Raw genomic sequence first — 24,203 nt, 5'->3', positions numbered from 1 at the left:
GGGTCAATCGGCTTGCATGCCGTGCGCGGATGTCTACATTGGTAATACCCCTGCGCCACTGGAGACCCACAATGCAAACCGCTAGCCAGCTACTTAAACAGAAAGCCAGCCAGTCCATTCTCTCTGTTGCGCCACATTCCACGGTTTATCAGGCACTGCAATTGCTCGCCGAGCACAATGTCGGGGCTGTACTGGTATTGGATGAGGGCAAACTGGTCGGGATTTTTTCCGAGCGCGATTACGCTCGCAAAGTCGTTCTCGCGGGCAAAACCTCCGCGGTAACCCCGGTAGCCGAAATCATGACCAGCCGCGTACTGTGTGTCCCCCCCTCTGCGACTGCCAGTGAATGCATGGCACTGATGAGCGAGAAGCGCATCCGCCACTTGCCCGTCATGGACGGTGACAAGGTGCTGGGCGTGCTCTCAATCGGCGACCTGGTCAGCGCCAAAATTGCTGAACAGCAATTCACCATCGAGCAGCTCGAGCAGTACATCTACAAATAATATCCATGTAGTGCACTGCTCACCTTTTTGAAAACGTCTGCAACAGCAGGCCCAACAAAGTCGTCGTATAGCGAGTACAACGCTACCCAAGCTGAAACAACGGGGCTACCATCGCCCCGTTGCTTTTTTCGGGGCTCGCCATGCCCAACCCAGTCTGGCTCTTCGATCTCGATAACACACTGCACCATGCCAGCCGTCATGCATTTCCGGTGATCGACGCGGCGATGACCAGCTTCCTGATGCGGGAACTGCAGCTCGATCATGCCAGCGCCAACCATCTCCGAGTGCATTACTGGCAGCGTTACGGCGCCACACTGCTCGGTTTACGGCGCCACCACCCTCACATTGACCCGCGGCACTTTCTGGCAGTCTGTCACCCGCTGGATGAGCTACTGCGCGAAGTCCATCCGATGCCGGGATTGCACCGTACACTGGCTCGCCTCCCGGGCCGCAAGATCCTTTTCACCAACGGGCCACTGAGCTACGCCCGCGCCATGCTTGATGCCCTGCGCATCAGCCATGAATTCGACGGCATTGCAGCGATCGACACGCTTGGCCTCATTCCCAAGCCATTTCCGCAAGCCTACCGTCGCGTGTTACGCCATTTCGGACTGCGCGCAGCACAATGCACCTTGGTCGAAGACAGTACCGATAATCTGCTGACCGCCAAACGTCTTGGTATGCGCACCGTCTGGCTCAGCCGCCTGAGACGGAACCATCCGGCAGCCGACCTGCACCTGCGACAACTGGCGGAGCTGCCGCTGCGACTGCGCTGACAGGCCTTGCGCGTGCAGAGTATCCTTGGGGTTTTGTCGGTTGCTCCAACATGTACCTTAGCCACCTGCACCATCCCCAGCCCCCACTCCCCGCCATCATTGAGCAGGCACTGGCCTATCTGCGCGACACCGATTTCAGCAGCATGGCAGCCGGACGCTATCCGCTGCAGGAGGACCAGTTGATCGCCATCGTGCAGGAGCCCCTGAGCCAACCTTGGGAAACCGGACTACCCGAGTTTCATGCGCGCTACATTGACATCCAGTACCTGCTCAGCGGCACCGAAGTAATCGGTTTTCTACCGGAAAATGCCACGCTGCCACGTTTGACGGATCAGCTTGCCGAGCGTGACATCGCCTTTGTCGCCGCCCAGCCACTGGAATCACGGCTGGTGCTCACCGCTGGCATGTTTGCGATTTTTTATCCCGGCGAACTGCATAAACCCTGCCGGGCACTGGAACAGGCGGAACCGCTGCGCAAGGTCGTCATCAAGATTGATAGTTCCCTGCTGGCAAGATGAATGCCAAAACCAGCTTTGCCCCGGTACTAGCACCGCACTGCCATATCCTGGTGCTGGGCAGCCTGCCCGGCGATGCCTCGCTGGCCGCAGGCCACTATTACGCCCACCCGCGCAATGCCTTCTGGCCCATCATGAGCACGCTGACCGGCACAGACCTGCCGGCACTGGACTGGCCACAGCGCTATCATGCGCTGCTGCACGCCGGCATTGCACTCTGGGATACCATTGATACAGCCACGCGGCGCGGCAGCCTCGATACTGCGCTGCGCGACATCACCGCGAATCCCTTGCATGACTGCCTCGGGCAACTGCCGCAGTTGCGCCTGATCGCCTGCAACGGCCAGACTGCCGGGCGGCTGGCCGGCCGGCAATTGCCCGGAGATTCACGGCTATGCATTCTGCCGTCGACCAGTCCGGCACTCACCCTGCCGCTGACCACAAAACTCCTGCAGTGGCAGGCCGCCCTTGCCCCGCACCTTGAAACTTCCAATGCCTGACGAAACCCTTGCCCACCTGATTCTCGACAGCTACCAGCGTCTGCTGGGACACTCACTACTCCCGAGCGTTCTTCCGGCCAGCGCCGCGAGTCACTGGCTCTGCCACGAGGCGCCCTTCTGCCTGTTGGCGCATGATGGCAACAGCGACCCGCGCTTTATTTATGCCAACCGGTGCACTCAGGAATGCTTCGAATACACGGCCAGCGAATTGATTGGACTGCCGTCCCGGCTATCGGCCCCCGCGCCTGACCGAGCCGAACGTCAGCAGTTGCTTGAATCGGTTAGCCGGCAAGGCTACGCCACCGGCTACCGGGGGCTGCGCATCGCCAAGTCCGGCCGACATTTCTGGATCGAAAATGTGACAGTATGGAACCTGCTGGACGAGCAGGGGCAGTGTCACGGCCAGGCGGCAACGTATCGGCAATGGCGTGATGCACCATAGGCCGCAGCGTATAACCCCCAAAGCCTTTATCAACGAAAGCCAGGTGGCTATACCCAGCTAACCGCGAAACATGAAAAACACCGCCCCGACCATGCACAGCGCAGCCCAGATGTAATTCCAGTTAAACGGCTCGCGCATGTAGAACACGGCAAAGGGAATGAATACCGAGAGCGCAATTACTTCCTGCAGGATTTTCAGCTGCGCCAGACTGAATACCTGATAGCCGATGCGATTGGCTGGCACCATGAGCAGGTATTCAAACAAGGCAATGCCCCAGCTCATGAACACCATCAGCAACCATGGCTTCGTCTGACCATGCTTGAGGTGGGCGTACCAGGCAAAACTCATGAATAGGTTAGAGCAGACCAGAAGCAGAATGGTCGATAGCGCGGGCGGCATGCGGGAAGTTCCTCAGCAAAACACGGATTGTACTGTGGGGCGGAAGCACAGCGGGAACGCGACAGTCTGTGTGGATTAGCCGATAAATACTGGCACGCATCGAAAGCAGATAATAAGCTTGTAATTTGCAAATAACGCCGGAGAACGTCATGCCCACCAAGCAACGCCGCAAGATTGCCATTGCCTGCCAGGGCGGAGGCAGCCAGACCGCGTTCACCGCCGGCGCATTGGAAGCGTTATTCGAACACCACGTACAGGATGACTTCCAGATTGTGAGCCTGTCGGGCACATCTGGCGGCGCTCTCTGCGCAACCTTGCTGTGGTATGCACTGATGAAGGGTGATGCCAATCCGACCGGCAGACTGATGGCCTTCTGGCGCGACAATATGGCGCAAACGCCGGCCGAGCAGCAATTCAATCATCAGATCATCGAATCCCTGCGCGCCACCAGCAAGGGGCATCTGCCACATTTCAACATCAGCCCATCCGATCCGCTGGCGCAGTGGCTGATGAGCCTGTCCACTAGCGCACTGCGACCCGAATTCACCGACTTCCCGCTGCTGCTGCGCAAGCATTTCGACTTCGACGAACTGCTGCGCTGGGGCGCACAGCCAGATGCCCCCGCACTGCTGCTGGGAGCCGCCGAAGTCCTGTCTGGCAAGCTGCGCAAATTCAATTCACGCGATGAACCGATCCGCATCGAGCACCTGCTTTCTTCCTGTGCGGTGCCAAACATTTTTCCGGCCGTGGAGTTCGAGGGCTTTGCGTACTGGGACGGGCTCTTTTCCGACAACCCTCCCGTCAACGAACTGGTACGACCGAAATTTGTCGGCGACAAGAACGTGCCCGACGAACTGTGGATCATCAAGATCAATCCGACCGGCTGCGATGAAATCCCGCAATCGGCCGAAGCCATCTCCGACCGCCGTAATGAAATGGTCGGCAACGTTTCGCTCTTCCAGCAACTGGACACCTTGGCCTGGCTCAACGATCTGATCCTGCACGACGCCTTCCGCCCCGAAGTGCTGGCGAAGTTCGACATCCGCCAGCCGGTGCTGATCCCGAAATGTTATGTTGATCAGCCCGACGCCCCTTACACCATTCCCTTCATCGAAATGAGCGCCGAACTGACCCATACGCTGGATTACGAGAGCAAGCTGGATCGCAGCCCCGAGAATCTCGGGAAGCTCATGGCCGACGGCCGCAAGCAGGCCAGTGCCTTCCTCACTCAGCGCCGCAAGGCGGTTCACGCCAAATAGCCGACTCCAGTCACTTCACCGTACACCTTGCCATGACCCATACCTGCAGCTGCGGCCACCTGAATCCGCTGGAAGCCCTGTTTTGTACCGGCTGCGGCACACGACTGGCGCCAGCGCTGCCCGACAACCCGTATGCCGCACCACAAAGCGACCTGAGCGAGGAGCCTGGCAATGCGGCCGACGCCTTGGCGGCCCGTTTTGTCGGCAAGCGCTTCAACGATTACTACGGCCCGCGCTGGGGGCGCAGCAATCCGGGCTGGAACTGGGCCGCGTTTCTCCTGGGGTCGGTGTGGATGGCTTATCGCAAGATGTACGGTTACTGCATGATTTTTCTCGGGCTGGTGATCGCCGAGACCGTTCTCGAGATCGTGCTCAACGTACCTGACTCCATCGGGCGCATGATCAGCATCGCCATTGGCGTTGCTTTCGGCATTACCGGCACCCGGCTTTACCAGCACCATGTGCAAACCCGCTGCGCCCACATCGCCGAACTGCCGCAAGCCGAGCAGGAAGCGGCCATTCGGCGCTCAGGGGGAACCAGCTGGCCAGGTGCGATCGGAATGCTGGTACTGATGCTCGCACTCGTTTTCGGGATTTTTACCGTGGCCGAAATTGTCCTGAGTGCAGGCAACCTGAACTAACCGCATCCAACCACACATCAGTAAAATCAACACCTTCACGAACATACCATTCACGGCATAAGCCAAAGCGCTGCAGTTGCGAGCCGTATCCATGCCTTCACCGCCACAACCGTCAACCCTCTGCTAAGATGGCGGGCACCGGATAACAAGCGGCTCAAGCCGCAGGCGCACCGCGCCATGATGGAGGATGATATGAAACACCCAACGATATTGAGTGCCTTGACACTGGCTTTGCTGTTGGCCGCCTGTGGCGACAACACGGCAACAGCTCCGCAGGCTTCCGCAGTGACCACCACAAGCACCGCCACGGTTCCGGCGGCCAACCCGCCGCAAGCAGGCTGGTCACGCTATCAGAACGCCCAAAGCCAGCTTCAGGTCGATTACCCGGGCGAGCTGGTCGCCGAGGCAGGCAGCGCCAGCGGCAACCGTTTCAAGAGCGCGGACGGCAGTGTGATCATGAGCATCGAAGCCATTCCAGGGGAAGGCAAATCGCTAGGAGACTTTGCCAAACTGCGCCAGGCTGCACAGGTCAAAAGCAAGGCCAGTGTGAAGGAAAGCCATGAGGGCGGCAGCTGGTACATGCTCGTCAGCGGCAAAGGCAAAGACATCGTGTACGAACACGGCTTTCTGCGCGATGGCGTCTTCTCAGTGCTGAACGTCACCTACCCGGCCGAAGCCACCGCAACCTGGCAGCCGAAAATTGCCGACATCCTGAAAACCATCGTGCCGGGCACAGCTGCGCATTAACTGGCTACTCGCGACGGTGGATCAGTCACCGGGCCCTGCCCGGTGCACGCCCACCAGCCACAACGCGAGCTCGCCTCCGCGGGCGGAAATCCCGGCCTCCTCGAAGATTTGGCAAGGATAACAATTTCTCAAGGGCAATCGGACAATACAACCAGACGTCCTCCTCCAGTGCATCTGCTAGGATAATGACATCTCTGTCCGATGCGCCGAGCCACTCCTTGTCCACGCCCCCATCCGAACTGCTGACCTCCGGCACCTGGTTCCGGCTACTGGATGCCATCCCCCTGCCGGTGACGCTGACCCGCCTGCTCGATGGCGCCTTCTTGTACGCCAATCAGGCCGCCATTGCTCGCTCGGGACTCACTCTGGAGCAATTGCGTGCGCACTTCCGCGCCGATGACTTCTACAGCATGCCACTGGGGCGTACGGCATTGCAGCTGCAATTGCGCAATCCCGACAGCGTGGCGCAGCTCGATATCGCCCTGCGCGACCCGCAGGGGCCGGTTGTTCCGGTGCGGGCTACTGTCCGCCGGCTGCGCGTGGAAGACGAAGAATGTGTACTCACCCTGTATGACGAGCAGGCGTATGCGCTGCGGCACCAACTGAGCCTGAACCGCCAGCAGCTGGATGCACTACTGGCCAATATGCCCGGCATGGCGTATCGCTGCACCCCGGCTGGCAGTTGGGAGTTTGATTATGTCAGCCAAGGCACACTCTATGTCACCGGCTACCCTGCAACCGACTGGCCGGGGCAGGCACCTGACTTTGCCAGCCTGATTCATCCCGAACACCGTGAAGCGCATGCCATAGCCCTGGCCTCCGGCGAAGGATATGGCATCGAATATCGCCTGCTTCATCGGGATGGCATCGCCCGCTGGGTGCATGAACAAGCCTGGCTGGTCGAAGATGCCGAGGGGCGGGTAGTAGCACGAGAGGGGGTCATCAGCGACATCTCGGCCCGCAAGGCCGAAGAAGCCGCCCGCGAAGCCGACGCGGAGCAGTATCGCGAACTCGTGCAATCAGCTCGGAGCATCATTCTGCGGCTCGACCCGCAAGGGCGCATCAGTTTTGTAAACCAGTATGCCGAAAGCTATTTCGGCTATGACCCGGACGAACTGATCGGGCAGCCACTGCTCGGCACTCTGTTGCCCGAAACAGAAAGTACGCAGCGCAATCTGGCTGGCGTACTGGAAGCGCTGCTCACCCAACCCGAAGATTTTCCGGTGCACGTCAACGAAAATCTGTGTCGCGACGGACGACGCGTATGGGTACTCTGGACCAATCAGCCGGTGCGCAATGCTCAGGGCCAGCTCACCGAAATCCTCAGCATCGGCAATGACATTACCGAACAGCGGCAGATCCAGCTCGAATTGCGCCGCGCACACGAACAACTGCAGGTGCAGTACCAGCGTATTGCCGCACTGCAAAATCAACTGCGCGAGCAGGCCATCCGCGACAGTCTGACCGGGCTGTTCAATCGTCGCTATCTGGAAGAAACGCTGGAGCGCGAACTGGCACGGGCACAACGCGAACAGGGCGCACTCAGCGTGATCATGCTCGATGTGGATCACTTCAAGCAGGTCAACGACCGCTTCGGCCACAAGGCTGGCGATGAAGTCCTGCGCGCACTGGGTGCCTATCTGCGTGCCCGCAGCCGCAGCGAGGACGTGGCTTGCCGCTACGGTGGCGAGGAATTTGCCATCGTGCTGCCCGGCGCCCAGCTCGGCGATGCCGTGCGCCGCGCCGAGAGCTGGCGCGAAGGATTTGCCGCCTCAGCACTGGAGGTGGACGGACATGTACTGCAGGTCACCCTGTCACTGGGCGTAGCCAGCTTCCCCTCGCACGCCAGCGATGCCGAAACGCTACTCAACCGGGCCGACAGCGCCCTGTATGCCGCCAAGGGGCACGGGCGCAACCGGGTGGAAACCGCATGTGCTCACGTGGATGACTCAGTCTGATACGCAACCAGGTATCAGCCTAAATGCTTTTCCATTACAAAGCACCCCATCAATACCCATCGATATTCAATTGCAAGATCACGACAGGGCCAAAAAAACGGGCCCCGCAGGGCCCGTTCTTGCTGAAGCTGCAGCCGCTTACTTCACCAGCGCCTTGGCACGTGCCACGACGTTTTCAACAGTAAAGCCGTAGAGCTTGAACAGTGTGCCCGCCGGAGCAGACTCACCGAAGGTATCGATGCCGATGACATCGCCCTCAAGACCAACGTACTTGCGCCAGAAATCGCTGGTCGCTGCTTCGACCGCCAGGCGCGGTACGCCAGCCGGCAGAACGGATGCCTTGTACGCAGCATCCTGCTTGTCGAACACATTGGTCGACGGCATGGATACGACGCGCGCAGCGATACCCTCGGCAGCCAGGGCGTCAAAGGCCTTAACTGCCAGCTCGACTTCAGAGCCGGTGGCAATCAGCACAACCTTGGCATCGGCCGCATCACGCAGGACATAACCGCCCTTCTTGATGTCGGCAATCTGCGCTTCGGTACGGCTCATGAAGGCCAGATTCTGACGGCTGAAGATCAGCGAGGACGGAGTCTGACGCTGCTCAATCGCATCAGCCCAGGCCACAACCGATTCCACGGTATCGGCAGTACGCCATACATTCATATTTGGAATGCAACGCAGGGTTTGCAGCTGTTCTACCGGCTGGTGAGTCGGACCGTCTTCGCCCAGACCGATGGAATCGTGGGTGTAAACGAAGATGTTGTTGGTCTTCATCAGCGCGGCCATGCGCAGCGCGTTCAGGGCGTATTCGCAGAACATCAGGAAGGTGCCGCCATACGGGCGGAAGCCGCCGTGCAGAACGATACCGTTCATGATCGCGCTCATACCGAATTCGCGTACACCGTAGCTGATGTGACGGCCGGAAATCTTGCCATCAACCACCTTGAGGCTTTCCGCGCCCTTCCAGGCAGTCAGGTTGGAACCGGTCAGGTCAGCAGAGCCGCCCAGCAGCTCCGGGACGTTCGGTGCAAAGGCCTGGATGGCGTTCTGGCTGGCCTTGCGGGTCGCGATGGTTTCAGCCTTGGCGTTGGCTTCAGCTACCGCGTTCTTCACCAGTTCCTGCCAGTTGGTCGGCAGTTCGCCCTTCATGCGGCGGGTAAATTCGGCCGCTTCAGCCGGGAATTGTGCGGCGTACTTGGTGAACAGTGCGTTCCACTCGCCTTCCCACTTGGCGCCAGCTTCCTTCTTGTCCCAGCCAGCGTACACGTCGGCAGGAATCACGAACGGCTCGTGGGTCCAGCCAATCGCGGCGCGGGTGGCGGCGATTTCGTCGTTACCCAGCGGTGCGCCGTGGCAATCGTGGCTGGCGGCCTTGTTCGGGCTGCCCTTGCCGATAATGGTCTTGGCACAGATCAGCGTCGGCTTGTTGGGTTCGGCCTTGGCGGCAGCGATGGCGGCTTCCAGCGCATCAACATCGTGGCCGTCAACGGCGCGGATCACTTGCCAACCGTAGGATTCGAAGCGCTGCGGAATGTCTTCGTTGAACCAGCCTTCAACATGGCCGTCGATGGAAATGCCGTTGTCGTCCCAGAAGGCGATCAGCTTGCCCAGTTGCCACACGCCAGCCAGTGCGCAGGCTTCGTGCGATACACCTTCCATCAGGCAACCGTCACCCAGGAATACCCAGGTGTTGTGGTCGACGATTTCGAGACCCGGCTTGTTGAATTCGTTGGCCAGCAGCTTTTCAGCCAGCGCCATGCCCACTGCGTTGGTAATGCCCTGACCCAGCGGGCCGGTGGTGGTTTCCACGCCCGGGGTATAGTGGACTTCCGGGTGGCCCGGGGTCTTGGAGTGCAGTTGACGGAAGTTCTTCACGTCATCAATGGAAACATCGTAACCGGTCAGGTGCAGCATCGCGTATTGCAGCATCGAACCGTGGCCGTTGGACAGCACGAAACGGTCGCGGTTAGCCCATTGCGGATTCTGCGGGTTGTGGCGGTAGTTGCCGTTGCCCCACAGCGCCAGACCGATTTCAGCCATGCCCATCGGCATGCCCGGGTGACCGGAGTTGGCTTTCTGAACAGCATCCATCGCCAGGGCGCGGATGGCATTGGCGAGATCGGTACGCGTTGCCATTGATAGTCCTCTACACAGTTGAAAGGGATTCGAGCAGCCGCATTATCCTTGAGCGCGGCAGCACGGAAAACCGGATTGGTTCAGCACAGCGGCATTTGTAACACGTCTGGGCGCGCTGTGGCGTTGCGCTGGCGCAAAAAAAAGTCCGCACAGCACAAGGTGCGGACTGGCATCGGCAAGGCCGGCCTATTCGAGTACGTAGGTCCCCGGCGCGGCGCCCTGCTTCGGATGGCTGCGATTGCTGTCCTTGGGCTTGACCTGAGCTCCCGACTGCGGGCGCAACCACTCAACCCAGTTCGGCCACCAGGAGCCTGCCACCTTTTCCTGCGCGGCCTGCCAGGCTAGCGGATCGGTCCCACGGCCCGGCACCCCTTGCCAGTAGCTGCGCTTGGAATTCGGTGCTGGCGGATTGATCACGCCCAGGATGTGCCCGGAGGTGGACAGGGTGAAGGTCACCGGAGCCGCAACCCGGTCAATCAGCTTCCAGGTTTGCAACCATGGCGCAATGTGATCCTCTTCGGTGCTGACCATGTAGAGCGGCTGGCTGATGCACCCGAGGTCGATCTTCTCGCCGGCGACGGTGAGTGCATCCGCCTGCACCAGCTTGTTGTGCCAGTACAGTTCACGCAGATAGAACCGGTGCATGGCTTCAGGCATGCGCGTGGTGTCCATGTTCCAGTACAGAACGTCAAACGCCATGGGCGTATTACCCATCAGGTAATTGTCGACCCAGTAGTTCCAGATCAGGCTATTGGCGCGCAGCATGCGGAAGCTCGATGCCATTTCCTTGCCGTCGAGATAGCCCTTGCGCTCCATCTGCTTCTCGATGAACGCCAGCCCTTCTTCGTCGATGAATACTTCGATGTCCCCAGGGCGTTCGAAATCGGTCAGCGTCGTCAGCAACGTCGCCGAATTCACTGGCACCTTGCCTGGCATCCTGCGGTTGGCCCAGGCTAGATAGGTCGAAACCAGCGTACCGCCAATACAGTAGCCGACCAGATTGACTGTATCGCTGCCGGAAATGCTGCGAGCGACATCGATGATTTGGGACACGCCATCCTGCAGATAATCGTCGAAGGTGAGCTCGCGATGCTCGCCATTCGGATTTTTCCAGCTGGTGACAAAAACCGAAAAACCCTGATCAACCAGAAATTTGATCAGCGATTTTTTTTCATTGAGATCAAGGATGTAGTACTTGTTGATCCAGGGTGACACGATGACCAGCGGCACGGCATGCACCGTCGGGGTCGTCGCCTCGTAGTGCAGCACTTCCAGCAGGCGCCCGCGATACACCACGGCACCCGGCGTGGTGGCGAGGTTCTCGCCGACCTTGAACGCATCCAGATCAGTCATACTGATATCGCCGCGCAGCGCATCACGAGCAAAATTCTGCAGTCCCCTTGTCAGGCTATCCCCTCCGGTCGCCAGCGCATTGGCCATCGCTACGGGGTTAGTCAGCAAAAAATTGGTGGGTGCGACGGCATTGAGCCATTGCCGCAACCAGAAAGCGGTACGACTCTGTTCTTGCGGACACATTCCCGGCGTGGCGTACAAGGTGTCCTGCAGCCAGCGGGTGTTCATCAGATACCATTCTTTGATGCCATCCCAGAAGGGTGAGTCACGCCAGATGGCATCGGCAAAACGGGTGTCTTCAGGATTGGGCGGAAAGGTGTCAGAATCTTCTTCGCCCAGCCAGCGCCCAGCCGTGAAACGACTCCAGCGAATTGCGTCGTTGGCATAGATCCCAAGCACGTTTTGCAAAGCCTCGGGATGCGTCAGCCAGGCCTGCTGGGCCTTGAGGGTCGTCTCGATCAGGCCGAAGGGATCAAAGGCCTGCCGCAACTGCTGCTGCAGGGTCAGTGTGCGTTCGGTCTGTTCCCGAACATAATTCTGCAAGGGCATGGCGTACTCCGCGTCACGGAAGAACCAGCTGTCATTCTAGTTGCGGTGCAACAAAAAACAATAACTGTCCACCGAGCGGAGCTACACAAATCAACTGGCCAGCGCACCATTACGTACGAGCAGATCAGCTTCCTGCAACCGTTCAGGTGTACCAACATCCAGCCAAACCCCGGTGTGACACTCCCCGGTGACCAAACCCTTTGCCATGGCGGCCAGCAACCAGGGCAACAGTGGTGCAGGCTGACTCACAGGGACATTGGCAAAGAACGCGGGGTGATAGGCCGCGACGCCACAGAATGTGTAAGGAACATCACCATCTTCGCAGGGCTGCACCTTACCATCTGGACGCAAGGTCAGATCACGACCGGTCTTGTAACCTGCCTTGGGCACCAGCAGCAGGTGGGCTCCACCGGCGGGCAAAGCTGTGGCCCGCTGTTGCAGGCTAGCAAAGTCGGCATCGCAGAGCACGTCACCGTTAACCACAACAAAGGGGGCATTCCCCAGCAGTGGCAGTGCACGGGCAATACCCGCCGCGGTTTCCAGTGCCACACCCTCTGCCGAGTACTGCAGCGATACCCCATAGCTGCAGCCGTCACCCAGACTGGCCTCGATCTGCTCGCCAAGCCAGGCATGATTGACCACCACCTCGTTCAGGCCGGCAGCACTCAGCCGGCGCAAATGCCAGCCGATCAGGTGCTCACCGCCAGCCTTCAGTAGGGGTTTAGGAGTGTGGTCGGTCAGAGGGCGCATGCGTTCGCCACGACCAGCGGCCAGAATCATGACTTTCATGGGGTATACACCTTGGGGCACTCTAATCAAAAAACTACAAAGCAATACATCAGAATGTATAACCAACCTGTGCGGCCTGCTGCGGATGCAGCTGACGCAGCAGGCGGGTCAGCGCCCCCAGTTCGACATAGCGCTCGGAGACTTTCATCACATAATTCAGCACCCGCGGAATGTCAGCCTGATAACGCTCCTTACCATCCCGGTACTTGAGCCGTGCGAACAAGCCAAGGATTTTTAGATGCCGCTGCAGCCCCTGCCACTCGAAAGCTCGGTAGAAATCGGCAAAATCGGCGTCGACTGGCAAGCCTGCCGCTCGTGCTTTCTCCCAGTAGCGGATGGCCAGATCAAGAACGAAGGCCTCATCCCAGTCCAGATAGGCATCACGCAACAGGGACACCAAGTCATAGCTGAGCGGGCCTGCCACCGCATCCTGAAAATCGATCAGGCGCAAACGTTCGCCTTGTACCATCAGATTGCGCGCATGGAAATCACGATGCATGAACACCTGCGGCTGCTGGCAATTGCGAGCAACAATCAGCGCACAGCTGCGCTGCCAGGCAGCGAGCGCCTCGTCATTCAGCTCGACAGCAAGCTGTTTGGAAAAATACCACTCGCGGCAGATTTCCATCTCGCGTTGCTGGAATGCAGCATCGAAAACCGGTAATTGCCCATGGGGCAACGTTGTCTGCATCTGCACCAGCAAATCAATTGCCTGCCGGTACCAGCCCTGGGCATTACCCGCATTGATCACCCCTGCCAGCTCTTGATCCCCGAGATCCTCCAGCAACACCAGGCCCGAAGTGGTGTCACTCCCCAGGATGGCCGGTACCGGCAAACTCGCCGCAGCTAGCTCAGCCTGGCGCGCCAAGAAGGGTTGTACATCGAACTGTGCCGGTTCGGCATGCATCGCGATGATGCTGCGACCATCAGAAAGCTGCACGCGCCAGTACTCTCGCACGCTGGCATCGGCAGCAGCAGGGGCGACTGAGCTGGCACTCACGCCAAGGAGTTCATCAATCAAGGCAAACAATTGTTGTTGCAGGGCTGGTGTCATCATTGCGGACTATCCGGTAAATGCTGCTAGAATCCGCTGATTCTATCATTGCTTGAATGGCTCACATGCGTGTGCCCCACACTCCTCCTTCTTCGCTAACCCTGATCGCCTGTGCGCTGATCTCAATACCTTCTGTGCATGCAGCTGATGCTGCGACCGAGCAGGAGGCTCTCCCCATCCATCTTGTTGCCGATCAGGCTGAGGTGAAACAGGGTCAGTACGCCTATGCCGAAGGTAATGTTGACATGACCCAAGGCACGTTGCGCGCTGAAAGCGACTGGGTGAAATACAACTTGGTCAGTGGTCAGCTTCATGCCGGCAATCGCGTAAAGATCACCCAGAATGGCGACGTGCTGATCGGCAAACGTGTCGATCTGGCCGTGGACGACCAAGTTGGCGAGATGGAGTCACCCGAATACACCATGTCAATGGGGGTAGCACGCGGCACCGGTGAAACCCTGTATTTCGAAGGCAAAGATCGTTACCGGATCAAGCAGGGTAACTTCACCACCTGTCCGGCCAACAATAACGACTGGTACGTCCATGCTCGTGAGCTGAATCTGGACTATGTGGAAGGAGTCGGTGATGCCTGGCACGGCTGGTTTGAATTCCAGGGGGTGCCGGTATTCTACTATCCATGGCTCGACTTCCCGCTGGATGACAACCGCAAGACCGGCCTGCTTTTCCCGACCTTCGGGTACAGCTCGAACAATGGCTTCGAGTATTCCCAATCGTTCTACTGGGATATTGCCCCCAATTATGACGCGACTATCACTCCTAGCTGGCGAGGCAAGCGTGGCCTGATGCTTGGCGGGGAGTTCCGTTACCTGGAAGGTAATTATGCCGGCAAGATCCGCGCAGAAGGTATTGAGGACAAAGACCGGGAAACTGAGCGCAACCGCTATAGCCTGTTATTCCAGCATCAACAGCGCCTGACCGAACGTCTGTGGCTGGGTATCGACTACCAGCAGGTCTCGGATGACAATTACTTTGATGATTTCGGCAATTCGCTCGAGGCCAGCTCGCGCACGACACTCCCCCGTGAGGCCGTGCTTGCTTACACCGGTGACTGGTGGAACTCCAGCCTGCGCTGGAAAACATTCCAGACACTGCAAAGTACCGGCAATCCGGTCACCCCACCGTATGACCTGGCGCCTCAGTTAAGCTTCAATGCAGCCAAGGATATCGGCTCAATCGCCAAAGCCAATCTGGCGGCAGACGCCAGCAACTTCCAGCAGGACAACGCGGTATCCGGCTGGCGAAGCTGGGCCCGCCCCAGCATCAGCATTCCTTATCGCAATGCATACAGCTTCATCACCCCGCAATTGTCAGTCGATGCTACCCGCTATCAACTTGGAAAACTGAACACGACTGAAGAACAGACCATCGACCGAGTACTACCGGTGGCCAGCCTCGACAGCGGCCTGTTTTTCGAGCGTGAAGCCCGTTTTGCGGGGCAGGACTATATCCAAACCCTTGAACCGCGGATCTACTACCTTTACACCCCCTATAAAGATCAGAGTGCAATCCCCTTGTTTGACACGGCTGAGGCCGATCTGAGCTGGTCGCGCCTGTTCATGGAAAACCGCTTCAGTGGCCATGACCGCATCAACGACGCCAACGACCTGACGATCGCACTGACCACCCGCTTCATCGACAGCGCAGAAGGACTGGAACTGTTGCAACTCGGCGTCGGGCAACGTATCTATCTGTCTGAACCCAAAGTCACACTCACCGGCAACAGCACCAGTGAAACCAGTGCGGACACCCTGTTTACACTGAGCAGCAATATCGGATCTTTCCGGGGTAGCTATGATTTGCAGTACAACTTCCAGAATTCGCTCACTCAGCGCGCCAGCGTGAATGTGGCCTGGACCCCGGAAACCTATAAGGTGCTGAACCTGCGCTATCTGCGCCAGCGCAGCAACGATGAGGAGCAGATCACCCTGTCCGGCCAGTGGCCGATCTGGAACAACTGGTACGCTGTTGGCATGAGCAGCTACTCGCTGCAGGATCATAGCGGGCTGGAATCCCTGGCTGGTCTGGAATACAACGCGGGGTGCTGGGGGTTGCGGCTGGCGGCACAGCGCTACCCGACGGACAAGGGCGATTACAACGTCAATTTCTTTGCGGTACTGGAATTCAGCGGACTTGGCGGTGTGGGCTCCAACCCGCTATCGCAAATCCAGCGCTCCATTCCGAATTACGCGGATACCATCCGCCCGTCTCCACTGCGTACGAGGTAAGTACATGAAGCCGTTTACCCCACTGTTGCTGGCCGCAGTGCTGTGCAGTCCTTTCAGCCAGGCTGCCATCGCCACCGTGGATCGTGTTGTCGCTGTTGTGAACCGCAACGCCATCACCCAGCAGGAGCTGGATCAGCGCATCGACGAAATCCGCGCCAGCCTGAAGCAGAAGAATGCAGAACTGCCTCCAGCTGCCATGCTTCAAGAGCGGGTACTGGAAAACCTGATTCTGGAGCAGGTGCAACTGCAGCGGGCCCAGACTATCGGCCTGCGCATCGATGACGCGTTTCTGGAAAATGGCCTGAACCGGCTTGCGGCACAAAACAATGCCTCGCTTGCCGAATTCCGCAGCCGGGTTGAAGCCAGCGGTCTGGACTGGAAACAGTTCCGTGAGTCCGTGCGCCAGCAAATGCTACTGGGGCGACTGCGTGAAAAGGAAGTCGATAGCCAGGTTCAGGTGTCTGATGCCGAACTGGATGACTACCTGAAGCTCGCAGCGGACAAAGCGCCGGTCGAATTCAATCTCTCGCAGATCTACGTCCCGGTTCCCGATAATGCCAGCCCGGAACAAATTCAAGCTGCACGGGTAAAAATCAACGATGCCCGCAAAGACCTGCTGGCAGGCCGAGACTTTGCAACGGTCGCTGCAACCTACAGCGCCAGCGGCGAAATGGCCAAGGCCGGTAATCTGGGCTGGCGCTCTTCTGCCTCGTTGCCTGCTCCGTTCGTCAACCTGCTAAACCAGACAGAAAGCGGTGGCATCACCGATGTGGTGCGTACACCGGGCGGCTTTCACGTTTTCAAGCTCAATGAAAAGCGCACTCAGAGTGAAAAGGTGGTCGTCAAGCAGACCCATGTGCGCCATATTCTGATTCGACCGAATGAGCTGGTGTCGGAAAACGATGCCCTGCGCAAACTGACCCAGCTGCGTACCCGCATCCAGCAGGGCGAAAAGTTTACCGAGCTCGCCAAGATCTATTCGGAAGACGGCAGCGCAAGCAAGGGGGGTGATCTTGGCTGGATCAGCCCAGGTGAAACCGTTCCGCAGTTCGAAGAAGCAATGAATGCGCTCGCCATCGGTGAACTTAGCAAGCCGGTGCGCTCGCCATTCGGCCTGCATCTGATTCTGGTCGAAGAGCGCCGCGACCAGGACATCACCAAGGATCGTGAGCGCGCCAAACTTCGCATGGAAATCCGCCAGCGCAAGGCCGAGGAACAGTACGAAGACTGGCTGCGCCAGCTGCGTGACCGCGCCTACGTGGTATACAAACTGAAAGACGAATGATGCCAAACCGCCCGGCTCCGCTGGCCATTACTACCGGCGAGCCGGCAGGTATCGGCCCCGAAATCAGCATTCAGCTGGCTCACAGCAAGATTCATCATGAGCATCCGCTGGTGCTGATCGGCTCCCGCGCATTGCTTGCAGAGCGTGCAGCAGCCATTGGCTTGAGTGCGGAGTTCCCGGATTACGCACCAGGGACCTCGGCACCGGTGAGCCTGCTCGATCTTCCTCTGGGTGCCACAGTCGCACCGGGCATACTCTCCACTGCGAACGCCGGCTATGTACTGGCGACGCTGGATGTCGCGATCCACGGCTGCCTGAAAGGTGACTTTGCCGCAATGGTCACCGCCCCCATCCAGAAAAGCGTGATCAACGAGGCAAACCCGACCACCTATTTCAGCGGGCATACCGAATACCTTGCCGAGCAGAGCAATACCCCTGAAGTGGTCATGATGCTCGCCGGTGACATGAGCAATGGCATGTCCTTGCGTGTGGCGCTGGCAACGACCCACCTGCCCCTTAAAGAGGTACCGGCCGCCATCACTGCGGCGCAACTTACCCGCACGCTGGAGATCCTGCATGCCGATTTGCGCACCAAGTTCGGCATCGCTGAGCCTCGCATTCTCGTCGCCGGTCTAAATCCTCATGCCGGCGAATCCGGCCATATGGGACACGAAGAAATTGAGGTGATCATTCCTGTGCTCGAACAGTTGCGAGCCCAAGGCATGAACCTGATCGGACCGCTACCGGCCGATACGCTGTTCAACCCGCCGGTCCTCGCGCGCGGCGATGCCGTACTGGCGATGTACCATGACCAGGGCCTGCCGGTGCTCAAACATGCCACCTTCGGCCAGGGGGTGAATATCACACTGGGACTGCCCTTCATCCGCACCTCGGTCGACCACGGTACGGCGCTGGACTTGGCCGGTCGCGGCCTAGCCGATCCAGGCAGCCTCTATACCGCGACACGCCTTGCCGCCCGTCTGGCGCGCAACAAGCAAGCCCGCCTCAACCATTAAGCTGTTTCCATGAGCCATATACCCCGCAAGCGCTTCGGCCAGAACTTCCTTCAGGACCAGGGCGTCATCGCCGACATCATCAATGCCACCGACCCACAAAGTGGTGACGTCATCATCGAAATCGGCCCAGGTCTTGCTGCGCTGACCGAGCCGCTGCTGGCACGTGTGCCGCAACTGCACGTGGTCGAAATTGACCGCGATATTGTCAGCCATTTGCAGCAGCGCTTCCCGGCAGACCGCCTGGTCATTCACAATGCCGATGCTCTGGAATTCGATTTCGGCACCCTTGCACGCCAGCTCAAGCCTGGTGGCAAGGTCAAGCTGGTTGGTAACCTGCCATATAACATCTCGACGCCGCTGCTTTTCCATCTGGCCAGCTTTGGCGATGTAATCCACGACATGCACTTCATGCTGCAAAAAGAGGTGGTCGATCGCATGGTCGCACCACCATCGACCAGCGATTACGGCCGGCTTTCAATCATGCTGCAGTACCGCTACCTGATGGATCACATCATCGATGTTCCACCGGAATCGTTTTACCCGCCGCCCAAGGTCGACTCAGCCGTTGTCCGCATGGTGCCGTGGGAAACCCTGCCGCATCCAGCTCACGACTATGGGCTTTTCGAGGAGCTGGTGATCGCTGCCTTTGCCCAGCGCCGCAAAACCCTGCGCAATAATCTGAAAGGTATTGCCACAGCCGAAGAACTTGAAGCCTTAGGCCTGAATCCAGGGGACCGGCCGGAAAACCTCGGCGTGGCCGAGTACGTATCGCTTGCCAACTGGCTGGCGGACCAGCATCCGAATCGGCTAACTGCTCGAGGCAGCTAGGGATAACCCTGAGTCTGGGCCGCCGATTTTCCCTTTACAATCCGGATCCTATATGAATACCGATGCCAGCCCGATGATCCGCTTCGTCAACGTCAACAAATGGTATGGCCGTGATCATCACGTGCTCAAGAACATCAATCTGGAAGTGCGTCAGGGCGAGGTTGTCGTCGTCTGTGGCCCGTCCGGCTCCGGCAAATCAACCCTGATCCGCACTATCAACCAGCTTGAACCCATTAATAACGGCGAAATCTGGGTTGACGGAATCCGAGCCAATGATCCGCGCACCAATATCAACAAACTGCGCGAAGAAGTCGGCTTCGTTTTCCAGCATTTCAACCTCTACCCGCACCTCTCGGTACTGGACAACATCACGCTGGCGCCGATCCAGGTCAAGAAGATCCCCAAAGATCTGGCCGAACGCACCGCAATGGAGTTGCTTGAACGCGTCGGCCTCGCCAACAAGAAAGATGCCTACCCGGCCAATCTGTCGGGCGGTCAGCAGCAGCGCGTGGCCATTGCACGCGGACTGGCCATGAATCCGCAAGTGATGCTGTTTGACGAGCCAACCTCGGCGCTTGATCCGGAAATGATCGGCGAAGTACTGGCCGTCATGAAGCAACTGGCGGAATCTGGCATGACCATGATGGTGGTCACCCATGAAATGGGGTTTGCGCGGGAAGTGGCCGACCGCGTGGTGTTCCTGGATCAGGGCGTTATTCTGGAAGACGCCAAACCAGAGCAGTTCTTCACCGATCCGCAGACTGATCGCGCCAAGCAGTTCCTGCGCCAGATTCTGGCTCCCATGCACCAGTAGCAGGTATTAAGCTGAACACCCCAGTAATCAAAAGCCGCAGGGCAATACCCTGCGGCTTTTTCATGCAACACCGCTGGATCTGTGCTGACTACGGCATTTCCCCAAAGGCGACCACGGCCTCGCTTGTCTATACTCATGGGCGTATCGACCGACCTGTACGGAGACGCAACACCATGAAGAAACTGCTCCCCCTTGCGATGGCCATTGCGCTGAGCGCCGGCGCCCAGGCCGAAGAGCTAACTGGCACCCTGAAAAAAGTGAAAGATACTGGCCGCATCGTCGTCGGGGTACGTGATGCCTCACAACCCTTCTCCTACTTGCTCGGCAACAAGCAGTACGTCGGCTATTCCGTGGACCTGTGCAACAAGATCGTTGATCAGGTACAAAAAGAACTGAAGCTGAAGACCCTGGACGTGGTCTACCAGCCGGTAACCTCGCAGACGCGAATTCCGCTGATGCAGAACGGCACCATTGATCTGGAATGTGGCTCGACGACCAACAGCATGGAGCGGCAGAAACAGGTTGCCTTTGGGGTAAACATGTTCTGGGTGAATGTACGGATGGCAGTAAAAGCCAATTCGGGCATCAAGAGTGTTGCCGACCTGAATGGCAAACCAGTGGTTACGACCACCGGCACCACCTCGGATCGCTATATCAAGATGCACGAAAAAGGCAAAAGCATTGACGTGAAGAATCTGTACGGCAAAGACCACGATGAGTCCTTCCTGATGCTGGAAACGGATCGCGCAGCGGCCTTTGTCATGGATGACACTCTACTCGCGGCCAAGATTGCCGCCAGCAAGAACCCGAAAGACTTCATGATTGCCGGTGAAGTACTCTCGGGGGAACCCTACGGCATCATGCTGCGCAAGGATGATCCGCAATTCAAGAAGCTGGTCGACAGCACCCTGACCGCAGTCTACAAATCCCCGGAAATGGAAAAGATTTACGCCAAGTGGTTTATGTCGCCGATCCAACCCAAGGGCGTTAACTTGAACATGCCGATGTCCGACAAGATGAAAGAACTGCTGAAGAACCCCAGCGACAAGGGCATCTGAAGCAAGGCAGCAACACACCTGATTACGGGGGGGATACCCCCGTAATCATATGAGGCACGCATGACGTTGAATCTGAACTGGGGCATCTTGCTGGAAGAATCTGCGACCGGCGACGGGCCTTACTGGACTCTGCTGGCAACCGGTCTGCAGTGGACGCTTGCCACTGCACTAACCGGCTGGGTAATTGCTCTGCTGGTTGGCAGCATAGTAGGGGTGCTGCGCACCCTGCCCTACCGGCCATTGGCGCTGCTAGGCGACATTTATGTCGAGGTCTTCCGCAATATCCCGCTACTGGTTCAGTTGTTTTTCTGGTTCTTCGTCTGGCCGGAGGTAGTACCTCAGGAAATCGGCCGCTGGATGAAACAGGACATGCCGTATCCGGAGTTCATTACCGCGGCGCTAGGCCTTGGCTGGTTCACCGCGGCCCGTGTGGCGGAGCAGGTTAAGTCAGGGATTTTGTCGCTGCCGCGTGGACAGAAAAATGCCGCACTGGCACTGGGGTTTTCCCTGCCACAAACCTATCGACTGGTCATCCTGCCGCAGGCCTTCCGGGTCGTCATTCCGCCGCTGACCAGCGAATTCATGAACATTTTCAAAAATTCTGCAGCAGCTCTTGCAATCGGTCTGACAGAACTGACCTTTCAAATGAAGCAAATGGTCGAATACTCGAATGAAGTAATTGTCAGCATCGCTGCAGTAACGACCATATACATGACACTTGCCTTCGCGGTGAACCGCGGGATGGCCTGGCTGGAAAAGAAAGCCCGCGTTCCCGGCATGATCGGAGGAGGCCGCTAAATGATCGACTGGCAACTTATTGCGGACAACCGCGAGCTGCTCGTCGAGGGCATGCTCTATTCGCTGAAATTAACCGGTACAGCCATGCTGGGTGGCATTGTCATCGGCTGCCTGCTGGCACTGGCACGGCTTTCTTCATTCAAACCTCTATCCCTGTTTGCCGCCTTCTACGTGAACTTGTTCCGGTCGGTGCCGCTGGTACTGGTGATCTTCTGGTTCTACTTCCTGATCCCCTATTTCGGCTTTCAGATCGGTCCGGATAAGTCGGTTTTCATTACTTTTACCCTATTCGAGGCTGCGTATTACAGCGAAATCATCCGTGCCGGCATCCAGTCGATCTCCCGAGGACAGGTGTCCGCTGCCTACGCCCTGGGGCTTACCTATCCGCAGACCATGCGCTACATTTTGCTGCCGCAGGCTTTCCGCAACATGCTGCCGGTACTGCTGACGCAGACCGTGGTGCTGTTCCAGGACACCTCGCTAGTCACCATCATCGGCATCAAGGATTTCATGGGTAGCAATGTCGTCGTGGCCAGCAATAATAGTGCGATGACCGAAATGTATACCTTTGCAGCACTGGCCTATTTCTGTGTCTGCTTCCCCGTTTCACTGATGCTCAAGCGCCTGCACAAGCGCATCGCGGTCATCCGCTGATTTCAAGGACTCTCCCGCATGATTGATATCAACAACGTCAGCAAATGGTATGGCCAGTTCCAAGTGCTTACCGATTGCAGCACCCGGATCAACAAGGGTGAAGTCGTGGTGGTTTGTGGCCCGTCCGGCTCGGGCAAATCGACCCTGATCAAATGTGTAAACGGACTGGAGCCCTTCCAGTCCGGAACGATTCTTGTCGACGGCACTTCGGTGGGAGCCCCGAAAACCAATCTGCCGAAACTTCGCTCGCGTGTCGGGATGGTATTCCAGCATTTTGAACTCTTTCCTCACCTTTCGATCACCGAAAATCTCTGTCTCGCCCAAATGAAAGTGCTAGGGCGTAATCACGAGGAAGCTCACAACAAGGGCTTGCAACTGCTCGACCGCGTCGGTCTGAAGGCCCACGCTGAGAAATTTCCGGGGCAATTATCAGGTGGGCAACAACAACGGGTTGCCATCGCACGGGCATTGGCAATGGATCCGATTGCCATGCTGTTTGACGAGCCGACTTCGGCGCTAGATCCGGAAATGATTAACGAAGTGCTCGATGTAATGACGCAATTGGCTGCCGAGGGTATGACCATGATGTGCGTGACGCACGAGATGGGATTCGCCCGCCGCGTAGCACACCGGGTTATTTTCATGGATCACGGCCAGATCGTGGAAGATGCCGCCAAGGATGAGTTCTTCGGTTCTCCACGTTCCGAACGGGCGCAGCAATTTCTTTCCAAAATACTGCAACACTGAACATGCCTGCGAGGATCAGATGCCTAGTCTGATCCCGCATTCAGCTAGTCGCGCAAACTTCGCCATAAACCACGCTTCATCGTACCAGCCGCGATTCAGGCTGTGCTTCACGTCATCCCAAATCGAAAAAAACCAACGTCGCTGCGCAAAGCCATCACGCAGAAGGTAGGCATCTGCGTAGCACTCCAACAGCCCCCACTCCGGGCGCACATCCGCAAAATGAAACAGATCCTGCTCCCGATGCCGGTAAGCCACATCACAAGGGTCAAGCATCGCAACTGGCTGACAGGTATCAGGAGCAAACAGGAAATTGCCGGCGTGTGGATCATCGTGCACCAGCGATGAAGGGTCACTATCAATAGGCGCCAATATTTCATCGCGTTTGTCCCACAGCAGGCGCAGTGCCGTACGTAGGGCCGGACTGAATGGGGAATTTTCCGACTGCGAATAGCAGTACAGACGGATATTCCAGGACGTAAACGCTGTAACCAGCGACGAACTGAATGCCCCATCTGGCAGCTCATAGCCATCGGGATGACTGTGTCCATGCAAGTTCAGCATGCATGCCGTGAATGTGCCGGCCAAAGCCTTAACCTGCTCTTCATCAGGCTGGATATCCCACGGAGCACAGCCGGGAAGAAAACTCAGAGCCAGCATCTCCATCTCTTCCTTTCCCAGCACAAGTGCATCTGTAGCCAGAGCCTTTGGCAACGGTAGCAAACTGAATGGGCGAAGACGATCCAGTGCGCGCACTTCCCTTGCCACTCGGCCTTTCTGGAATGCAAACTTAACCGCGCAAGAAGCGTCCGCGGCCTGGATCAGAACCACATGACCATAGTAGCCGGCAATTTCTTTCAGGTCTGTGATGTCGCGGGCACTGAATTCAGCAAACCAGCTACGTGCTGCGAGCGCGTATGCACTCTCTTCCATGGAAATACTCCATTAGGATAATCAGTGCATTTTCTACATATTGGAACAGACTAACTTTGCCGCCGTTGTGATTCACAAAGCAAAAGCCCCGACCATTGCTGATCGGGGCTTTCTCTTTGGGGAGTCTGGCGATGTCCTACTTTCACACAGGCAATCTGCACTATCATCGGCGCTGAGGCGTTTCACCGTCCTGTTCGGGATGG

General features: G+C 57.9%; 24 protein-coding genes. 18 read left to right on the top strand and 6 right to left on the bottom strand.

Annotation, left to right across the window (positions count from 1 at the left end):
- Positions 1-71 precede the first annotated feature (71 nt).
- The 5 genes from INR99_RS14735 (at position 72) to INR99_RS14715 (ending at position 2,736) form a co-directional block, all read left to right on the top strand.
- Positions 72-503 (top strand): CBS domain-containing protein, encoded by a 432-nt coding sequence (locus INR99_RS14735; RefSeq protein WP_194117137.1) that lies wholly within the window; start codon positions 72-74, stop codon positions 501-503.
- Positions 504-643: 140 nt separating this feature from the next.
- Positions 644-1,279 carry a pyrimidine 5'-nucleotidase gene (locus tag INR99_RS14730; protein ID WP_194117136.1) on the top strand — a complete coding sequence of 212 codons (636 nt, stop codon included), beginning with the start codon at positions 644-646 and terminating at the stop codon, positions 1,277-1,279.
- Positions 1,280-1,329: 50 nt separating this feature from the next.
- Positions 1,330-1,797 carry a NanQ anomerase/TabA/YiaL family protein gene (locus tag INR99_RS14725; protein ID WP_194117135.1) on the top strand — a complete coding sequence of 156 codons (468 nt, stop codon included), beginning with the start codon at positions 1,330-1,332 and terminating at the stop codon, positions 1,795-1,797.
- Positions 1,794-2,294, top strand: a complete 501-nt coding sequence (locus INR99_RS14720) for a DNA-deoxyinosine glycosylase (RefSeq protein ID WP_194117134.1) — start codon at positions 1,794-1,796, stop codon at positions 2,292-2,294. Before INR99_RS14725 ends, INR99_RS14720 begins: the two co-directional genes overlap by 4 nt.
- Positions 2,287-2,736 carry an MEKHLA domain-containing protein gene (locus INR99_RS14715; protein ID WP_194117133.1) on the top strand — a complete coding sequence of 150 codons (450 nt, stop codon included), beginning with the start codon at positions 2,287-2,289 and terminating at the stop codon, positions 2,734-2,736. Before INR99_RS14720 ends, INR99_RS14715 begins: the two co-directional genes overlap by 8 nt.
- Positions 2,737-2,793: 57 nt before the next feature.
- Here INR99_RS14715 and INR99_RS14710 read toward each other — a convergent pair whose 3' ends face one another.
- A complete protein-coding gene (locus INR99_RS14710) occupies positions 2,794-3,135 on the bottom strand; it encodes a DMT family protein (protein WP_194117132.1) in 342 nt (113 codons plus the stop codon).
- Between the two features lie 149 nt (positions 3,136-3,284).
- Between INR99_RS14710 and INR99_RS14705 the strand changes: the two genes are divergently transcribed.
- From INR99_RS14705 to INR99_RS14690, 4 genes are all read left to right on the top strand, one after another.
- Positions 3,285-4,394: a patatin-like phospholipase family protein gene (locus INR99_RS14705; RefSeq protein WP_194117131.1), complete on the top strand. Its 1,110-nt coding sequence runs from the start codon at positions 3,285-3,287 to the stop codon at positions 4,392-4,394.
- 32 nt (positions 4,395-4,426) lie between these two features.
- Positions 4,427-5,035 (top strand): DUF2628 domain-containing protein, encoded by a 609-nt coding sequence (locus tag INR99_RS14700; RefSeq protein ID WP_194117130.1) that lies wholly within the window; start codon positions 4,427-4,429, stop codon positions 5,033-5,035.
- A gap of 192 nt (positions 5,036-5,227) precedes the next feature.
- On the top strand, positions 5,228-5,782 hold the full coding sequence (locus tag INR99_RS14695) for a hypothetical protein (RefSeq protein ID WP_194117129.1): 555 nt from the start codon (positions 5,228-5,230) through the stop codon (positions 5,780-5,782).
- Positions 5,783-6,000: 218 nt separating this feature from the next.
- Complete coding sequence (locus INR99_RS14690; protein WP_194117128.1) at positions 6,001-7,740, top strand: sensor domain-containing diguanylate cyclase; 1,740 nt, start codon at positions 6,001-6,003, stop codon at positions 7,738-7,740.
- A gap of 138 nt (positions 7,741-7,878) precedes the next feature.
- Here INR99_RS14690 and tkt read toward each other — a convergent pair whose 3' ends face one another.
- The 4 genes from tkt to INR99_RS14670 form a co-directional block, all read right to left on the bottom strand.
- Entirely contained in the window at positions 7,879-9,879 is a 2,001-nt protein-coding gene (gene tkt, locus INR99_RS14685; protein ID WP_194117127.1) for a transketolase, read from the bottom strand.
- Between the two features lie 186 nt (positions 9,880-10,065).
- Positions 10,066-11,781, bottom strand: a complete 1,716-nt coding sequence (locus INR99_RS14680; RefSeq protein WP_194117126.1) for a PHA/PHB synthase family protein — start codon at positions 11,779-11,781, stop codon at positions 10,066-10,068.
- A 90-nt stretch (positions 11,782-11,871) separates the two neighbouring features.
- The gene (gene murU, locus INR99_RS14675) at positions 11,872-12,570 is read right to left on the bottom strand and encodes an N-acetylmuramate alpha-1-phosphate uridylyltransferase MurU (RefSeq protein ID WP_194117125.1); all 699 of its coding nucleotides are present in this window, start codon (positions 12,568-12,570) and stop codon (positions 11,872-11,874) included.
- A 49-nt stretch (positions 12,571-12,619) separates the two neighbouring features.
- A complete protein-coding gene (locus tag INR99_RS14670; protein ID WP_194117124.1) occupies positions 12,620-13,627 on the bottom strand; it encodes an aminoglycoside phosphotransferase family protein in 1,008 nt (335 codons plus the stop codon).
- 62 nt (positions 13,628-13,689) lie between these two features.
- On the opposite strand from INR99_RS14670, the gene INR99_RS14665 reads away from it, so the two are divergent.
- The 9 genes from INR99_RS14665 (at position 13,690) to INR99_RS14625 (ending at position 23,070) form a co-directional block, all read left to right on the top strand.
- A complete protein-coding gene (locus tag INR99_RS14665; protein WP_194117123.1) occupies positions 13,690-15,870 on the top strand; it encodes an LPS-assembly protein LptD in 2,181 nt (726 codons plus the stop codon).
- Positions 15,871-15,874: 4 nt separating this feature from the next.
- The gene (locus INR99_RS14660) at positions 15,875-17,155 is read left to right on the top strand and encodes a peptidylprolyl isomerase (protein ID WP_194117122.1); all 1,281 of its coding nucleotides are present in this window, start codon (positions 15,875-15,877) and stop codon (positions 17,153-17,155) included.
- Positions 17,155-18,171 carry a 4-hydroxythreonine-4-phosphate dehydrogenase PdxA gene (gene pdxA, locus INR99_RS14655; RefSeq protein ID WP_194117121.1) on the top strand — a complete coding sequence of 339 codons (1,017 nt, stop codon included), beginning with the start codon at positions 17,155-17,157 and terminating at the stop codon, positions 18,169-18,171. Before INR99_RS14660 ends, pdxA begins: the two co-directional genes overlap by 1 nt.
- 9 nt (positions 18,172-18,180) lie before the next feature.
- Complete coding sequence (rsmA, locus tag INR99_RS14650) at positions 18,181-18,999, top strand: 16S rRNA (adenine(1518)-N(6)/adenine(1519)-N(6))-dimethyltransferase RsmA (RefSeq protein ID WP_194117120.1); 819 nt, start codon at positions 18,181-18,183, stop codon at positions 18,997-18,999.
- Between the two features lie 52 nt (positions 19,000-19,051).
- Complete coding sequence (locus tag INR99_RS14645) at positions 19,052-19,813, top strand: amino acid ABC transporter ATP-binding protein (RefSeq protein ID WP_373308298.1); 762 nt, start codon at positions 19,052-19,054, stop codon at positions 19,811-19,813.
- Positions 19,814-19,986: 173 nt separating this feature from the next.
- Positions 19,987-20,871, top strand: coding sequence for a transporter substrate-binding domain-containing protein (locus INR99_RS14640; RefSeq protein WP_194117119.1), 885 nt, complete (start codon positions 19,987-19,989; stop codon positions 20,869-20,871).
- Between the two features lie 60 nt (positions 20,872-20,931).
- Positions 20,932-21,669, top strand: a complete 738-nt coding sequence (locus tag INR99_RS14635; protein ID WP_194117118.1) for an amino acid ABC transporter permease — start codon at positions 20,932-20,934, stop codon at positions 21,667-21,669.
- Positions 21,670-22,323, top strand: a complete 654-nt coding sequence (locus INR99_RS14630; protein ID WP_194117117.1) for an amino acid ABC transporter permease — start codon at positions 21,670-21,672, stop codon at positions 22,321-22,323.
- An 18-nt stretch (positions 22,324-22,341) separates the two neighbouring features.
- The gene (locus INR99_RS14625; RefSeq protein WP_194117116.1) at positions 22,342-23,070 is read left to right on the top strand and encodes an amino acid ABC transporter ATP-binding protein; all 729 of its coding nucleotides are present in this window, start codon (positions 22,342-22,344) and stop codon (positions 23,068-23,070) included.
- A 15-nt stretch (positions 23,071-23,085) separates the two neighbouring features.
- Here the strand turns inward: INR99_RS14625 and INR99_RS14620 are convergent, their stop codons facing one another.
- On the bottom strand, positions 23,086-24,000 hold the full coding sequence (locus INR99_RS14620; protein ID WP_194117115.1) for a phosphotransferase: 915 nt from the start codon (positions 23,998-24,000) through the stop codon (positions 23,086-23,088).
- Positions 24,001-24,203 lie beyond the last annotated feature (203 nt).

It is taken from the genome of Chitinilyticum piscinae, assembly GCF_015223195.1.
Lineage (GTDB): Bacteria > Pseudomonadota > Gammaproteobacteria > Burkholderiales > Chitinibacteraceae > Chitinilyticum > Chitinilyticum piscinae.
This window is presented reverse-complemented; position numbering and strand designations above follow the sequence as displayed.

What these genes read in the sequence shown, in the direction of transcription:
- INR99_RS14735 (WP_194117137.1), top strand. Translation starts at nt 72, where the DNA reads ATGCAAACCGCTAGCCAGCTACTTAAACAGAAAGCCAGCCAGTCCATT.
- INR99_RS14730 (WP_194117136.1), top strand. Translation starts at nt 644, where the DNA reads ATGCCCAACCCAGTCTGGCTCTTCGATCTCGATAACACACTGCACCAT.
- INR99_RS14725 (WP_194117135.1), top strand. Translation starts at nt 1,330, where the DNA reads ATGTACCTTAGCCACCTGCACCATCCCCAGCCCCCACTCCCCGCCATC.
- INR99_RS14720 (WP_194117134.1), top strand. Translation starts at nt 1,794, where the DNA reads ATGAATGCCAAAACCAGCTTTGCCCCGGTACTAGCACCGCACTGCCAT.
- INR99_RS14715 (WP_194117133.1), top strand. Translation starts at nt 2,287, where the DNA reads ATGCCTGACGAAACCCTTGCCCACCTGATTCTCGACAGCTACCAGCGT.
- INR99_RS14710 (WP_194117132.1), bottom strand. Translation starts at nt 3,135, where the DNA reads ATGCCGCCCGCGCTATCGACCATTCTGCTTCTGGTCTGCTCTAACCTA.
- INR99_RS14705 (WP_194117131.1), top strand. Translation starts at nt 3,285, where the DNA reads ATGCCCACCAAGCAACGCCGCAAGATTGCCATTGCCTGCCAGGGCGGA.
- INR99_RS14700 (WP_194117130.1), top strand. Translation starts at nt 4,427, where the DNA reads ATGACCCATACCTGCAGCTGCGGCCACCTGAATCCGCTGGAAGCCCTG.
- INR99_RS14695 (WP_194117129.1), top strand. Translation starts at nt 5,228, where the DNA reads ATGAAACACCCAACGATATTGAGTGCCTTGACACTGGCTTTGCTGTTG.
- tkt (WP_194117127.1), bottom strand. Translation starts at nt 9,879, where the DNA reads ATGGCAACGCGTACCGATCTCGCCAATGCCATCCGCGCCCTGGCGATG.
- INR99_RS14680 (WP_194117126.1), bottom strand. Translation starts at nt 11,781, where the DNA reads ATGCCCTTGCAGAATTATGTTCGGGAACAGACCGAACGCACACTGACC.
- murU (WP_194117125.1), bottom strand. Translation starts at nt 12,570, where the DNA reads ATGAAAGTCATGATTCTGGCCGCTGGTCGTGGCGAACGCATGCGCCCT.
- INR99_RS14670 (WP_194117124.1), bottom strand. Translation starts at nt 13,627, where the DNA reads ATGATGACACCAGCCCTGCAACAACAATTGTTTGCCTTGATTGATGAA.
- INR99_RS14665 (WP_194117123.1), top strand. Translation starts at nt 13,690, where the DNA reads ATGCGTGTGCCCCACACTCCTCCTTCTTCGCTAACCCTGATCGCCTGT.
- INR99_RS14660 (WP_194117122.1), top strand. Translation starts at nt 15,875, where the DNA reads ATGAAGCCGTTTACCCCACTGTTGCTGGCCGCAGTGCTGTGCAGTCCT.
- pdxA (WP_194117121.1), top strand. Translation starts at nt 17,155, where the DNA reads ATGCCAAACCGCCCGGCTCCGCTGGCCATTACTACCGGCGAGCCGGCA.
- rsmA (WP_194117120.1), top strand. Translation starts at nt 18,181, where the DNA reads ATGAGCCATATACCCCGCAAGCGCTTCGGCCAGAACTTCCTTCAGGAC.
- INR99_RS14645 (WP_373308298.1), top strand. Translation starts at nt 19,052, where the DNA reads ATGAATACCGATGCCAGCCCGATGATCCGCTTCGTCAACGTCAACAAA.
- INR99_RS14640 (WP_194117119.1), top strand. Translation starts at nt 19,987, where the DNA reads ATGAAGAAACTGCTCCCCCTTGCGATGGCCATTGCGCTGAGCGCCGGC.
- INR99_RS14635 (WP_194117118.1), top strand. Translation starts at nt 20,932, where the DNA reads ATGACGTTGAATCTGAACTGGGGCATCTTGCTGGAAGAATCTGCGACC.
- INR99_RS14630 (WP_194117117.1), top strand. Translation starts at nt 21,670, where the DNA reads ATGATCGACTGGCAACTTATTGCGGACAACCGCGAGCTGCTCGTCGAG.
- INR99_RS14625 (WP_194117116.1), top strand. Translation starts at nt 22,342, where the DNA reads ATGATTGATATCAACAACGTCAGCAAATGGTATGGCCAGTTCCAAGTG.
- INR99_RS14620 (WP_194117115.1), bottom strand. Translation starts at nt 24,000, where the DNA reads ATGGAAGAGAGTGCATACGCGCTCGCAGCACGTAGCTGGTTTGCTGAA.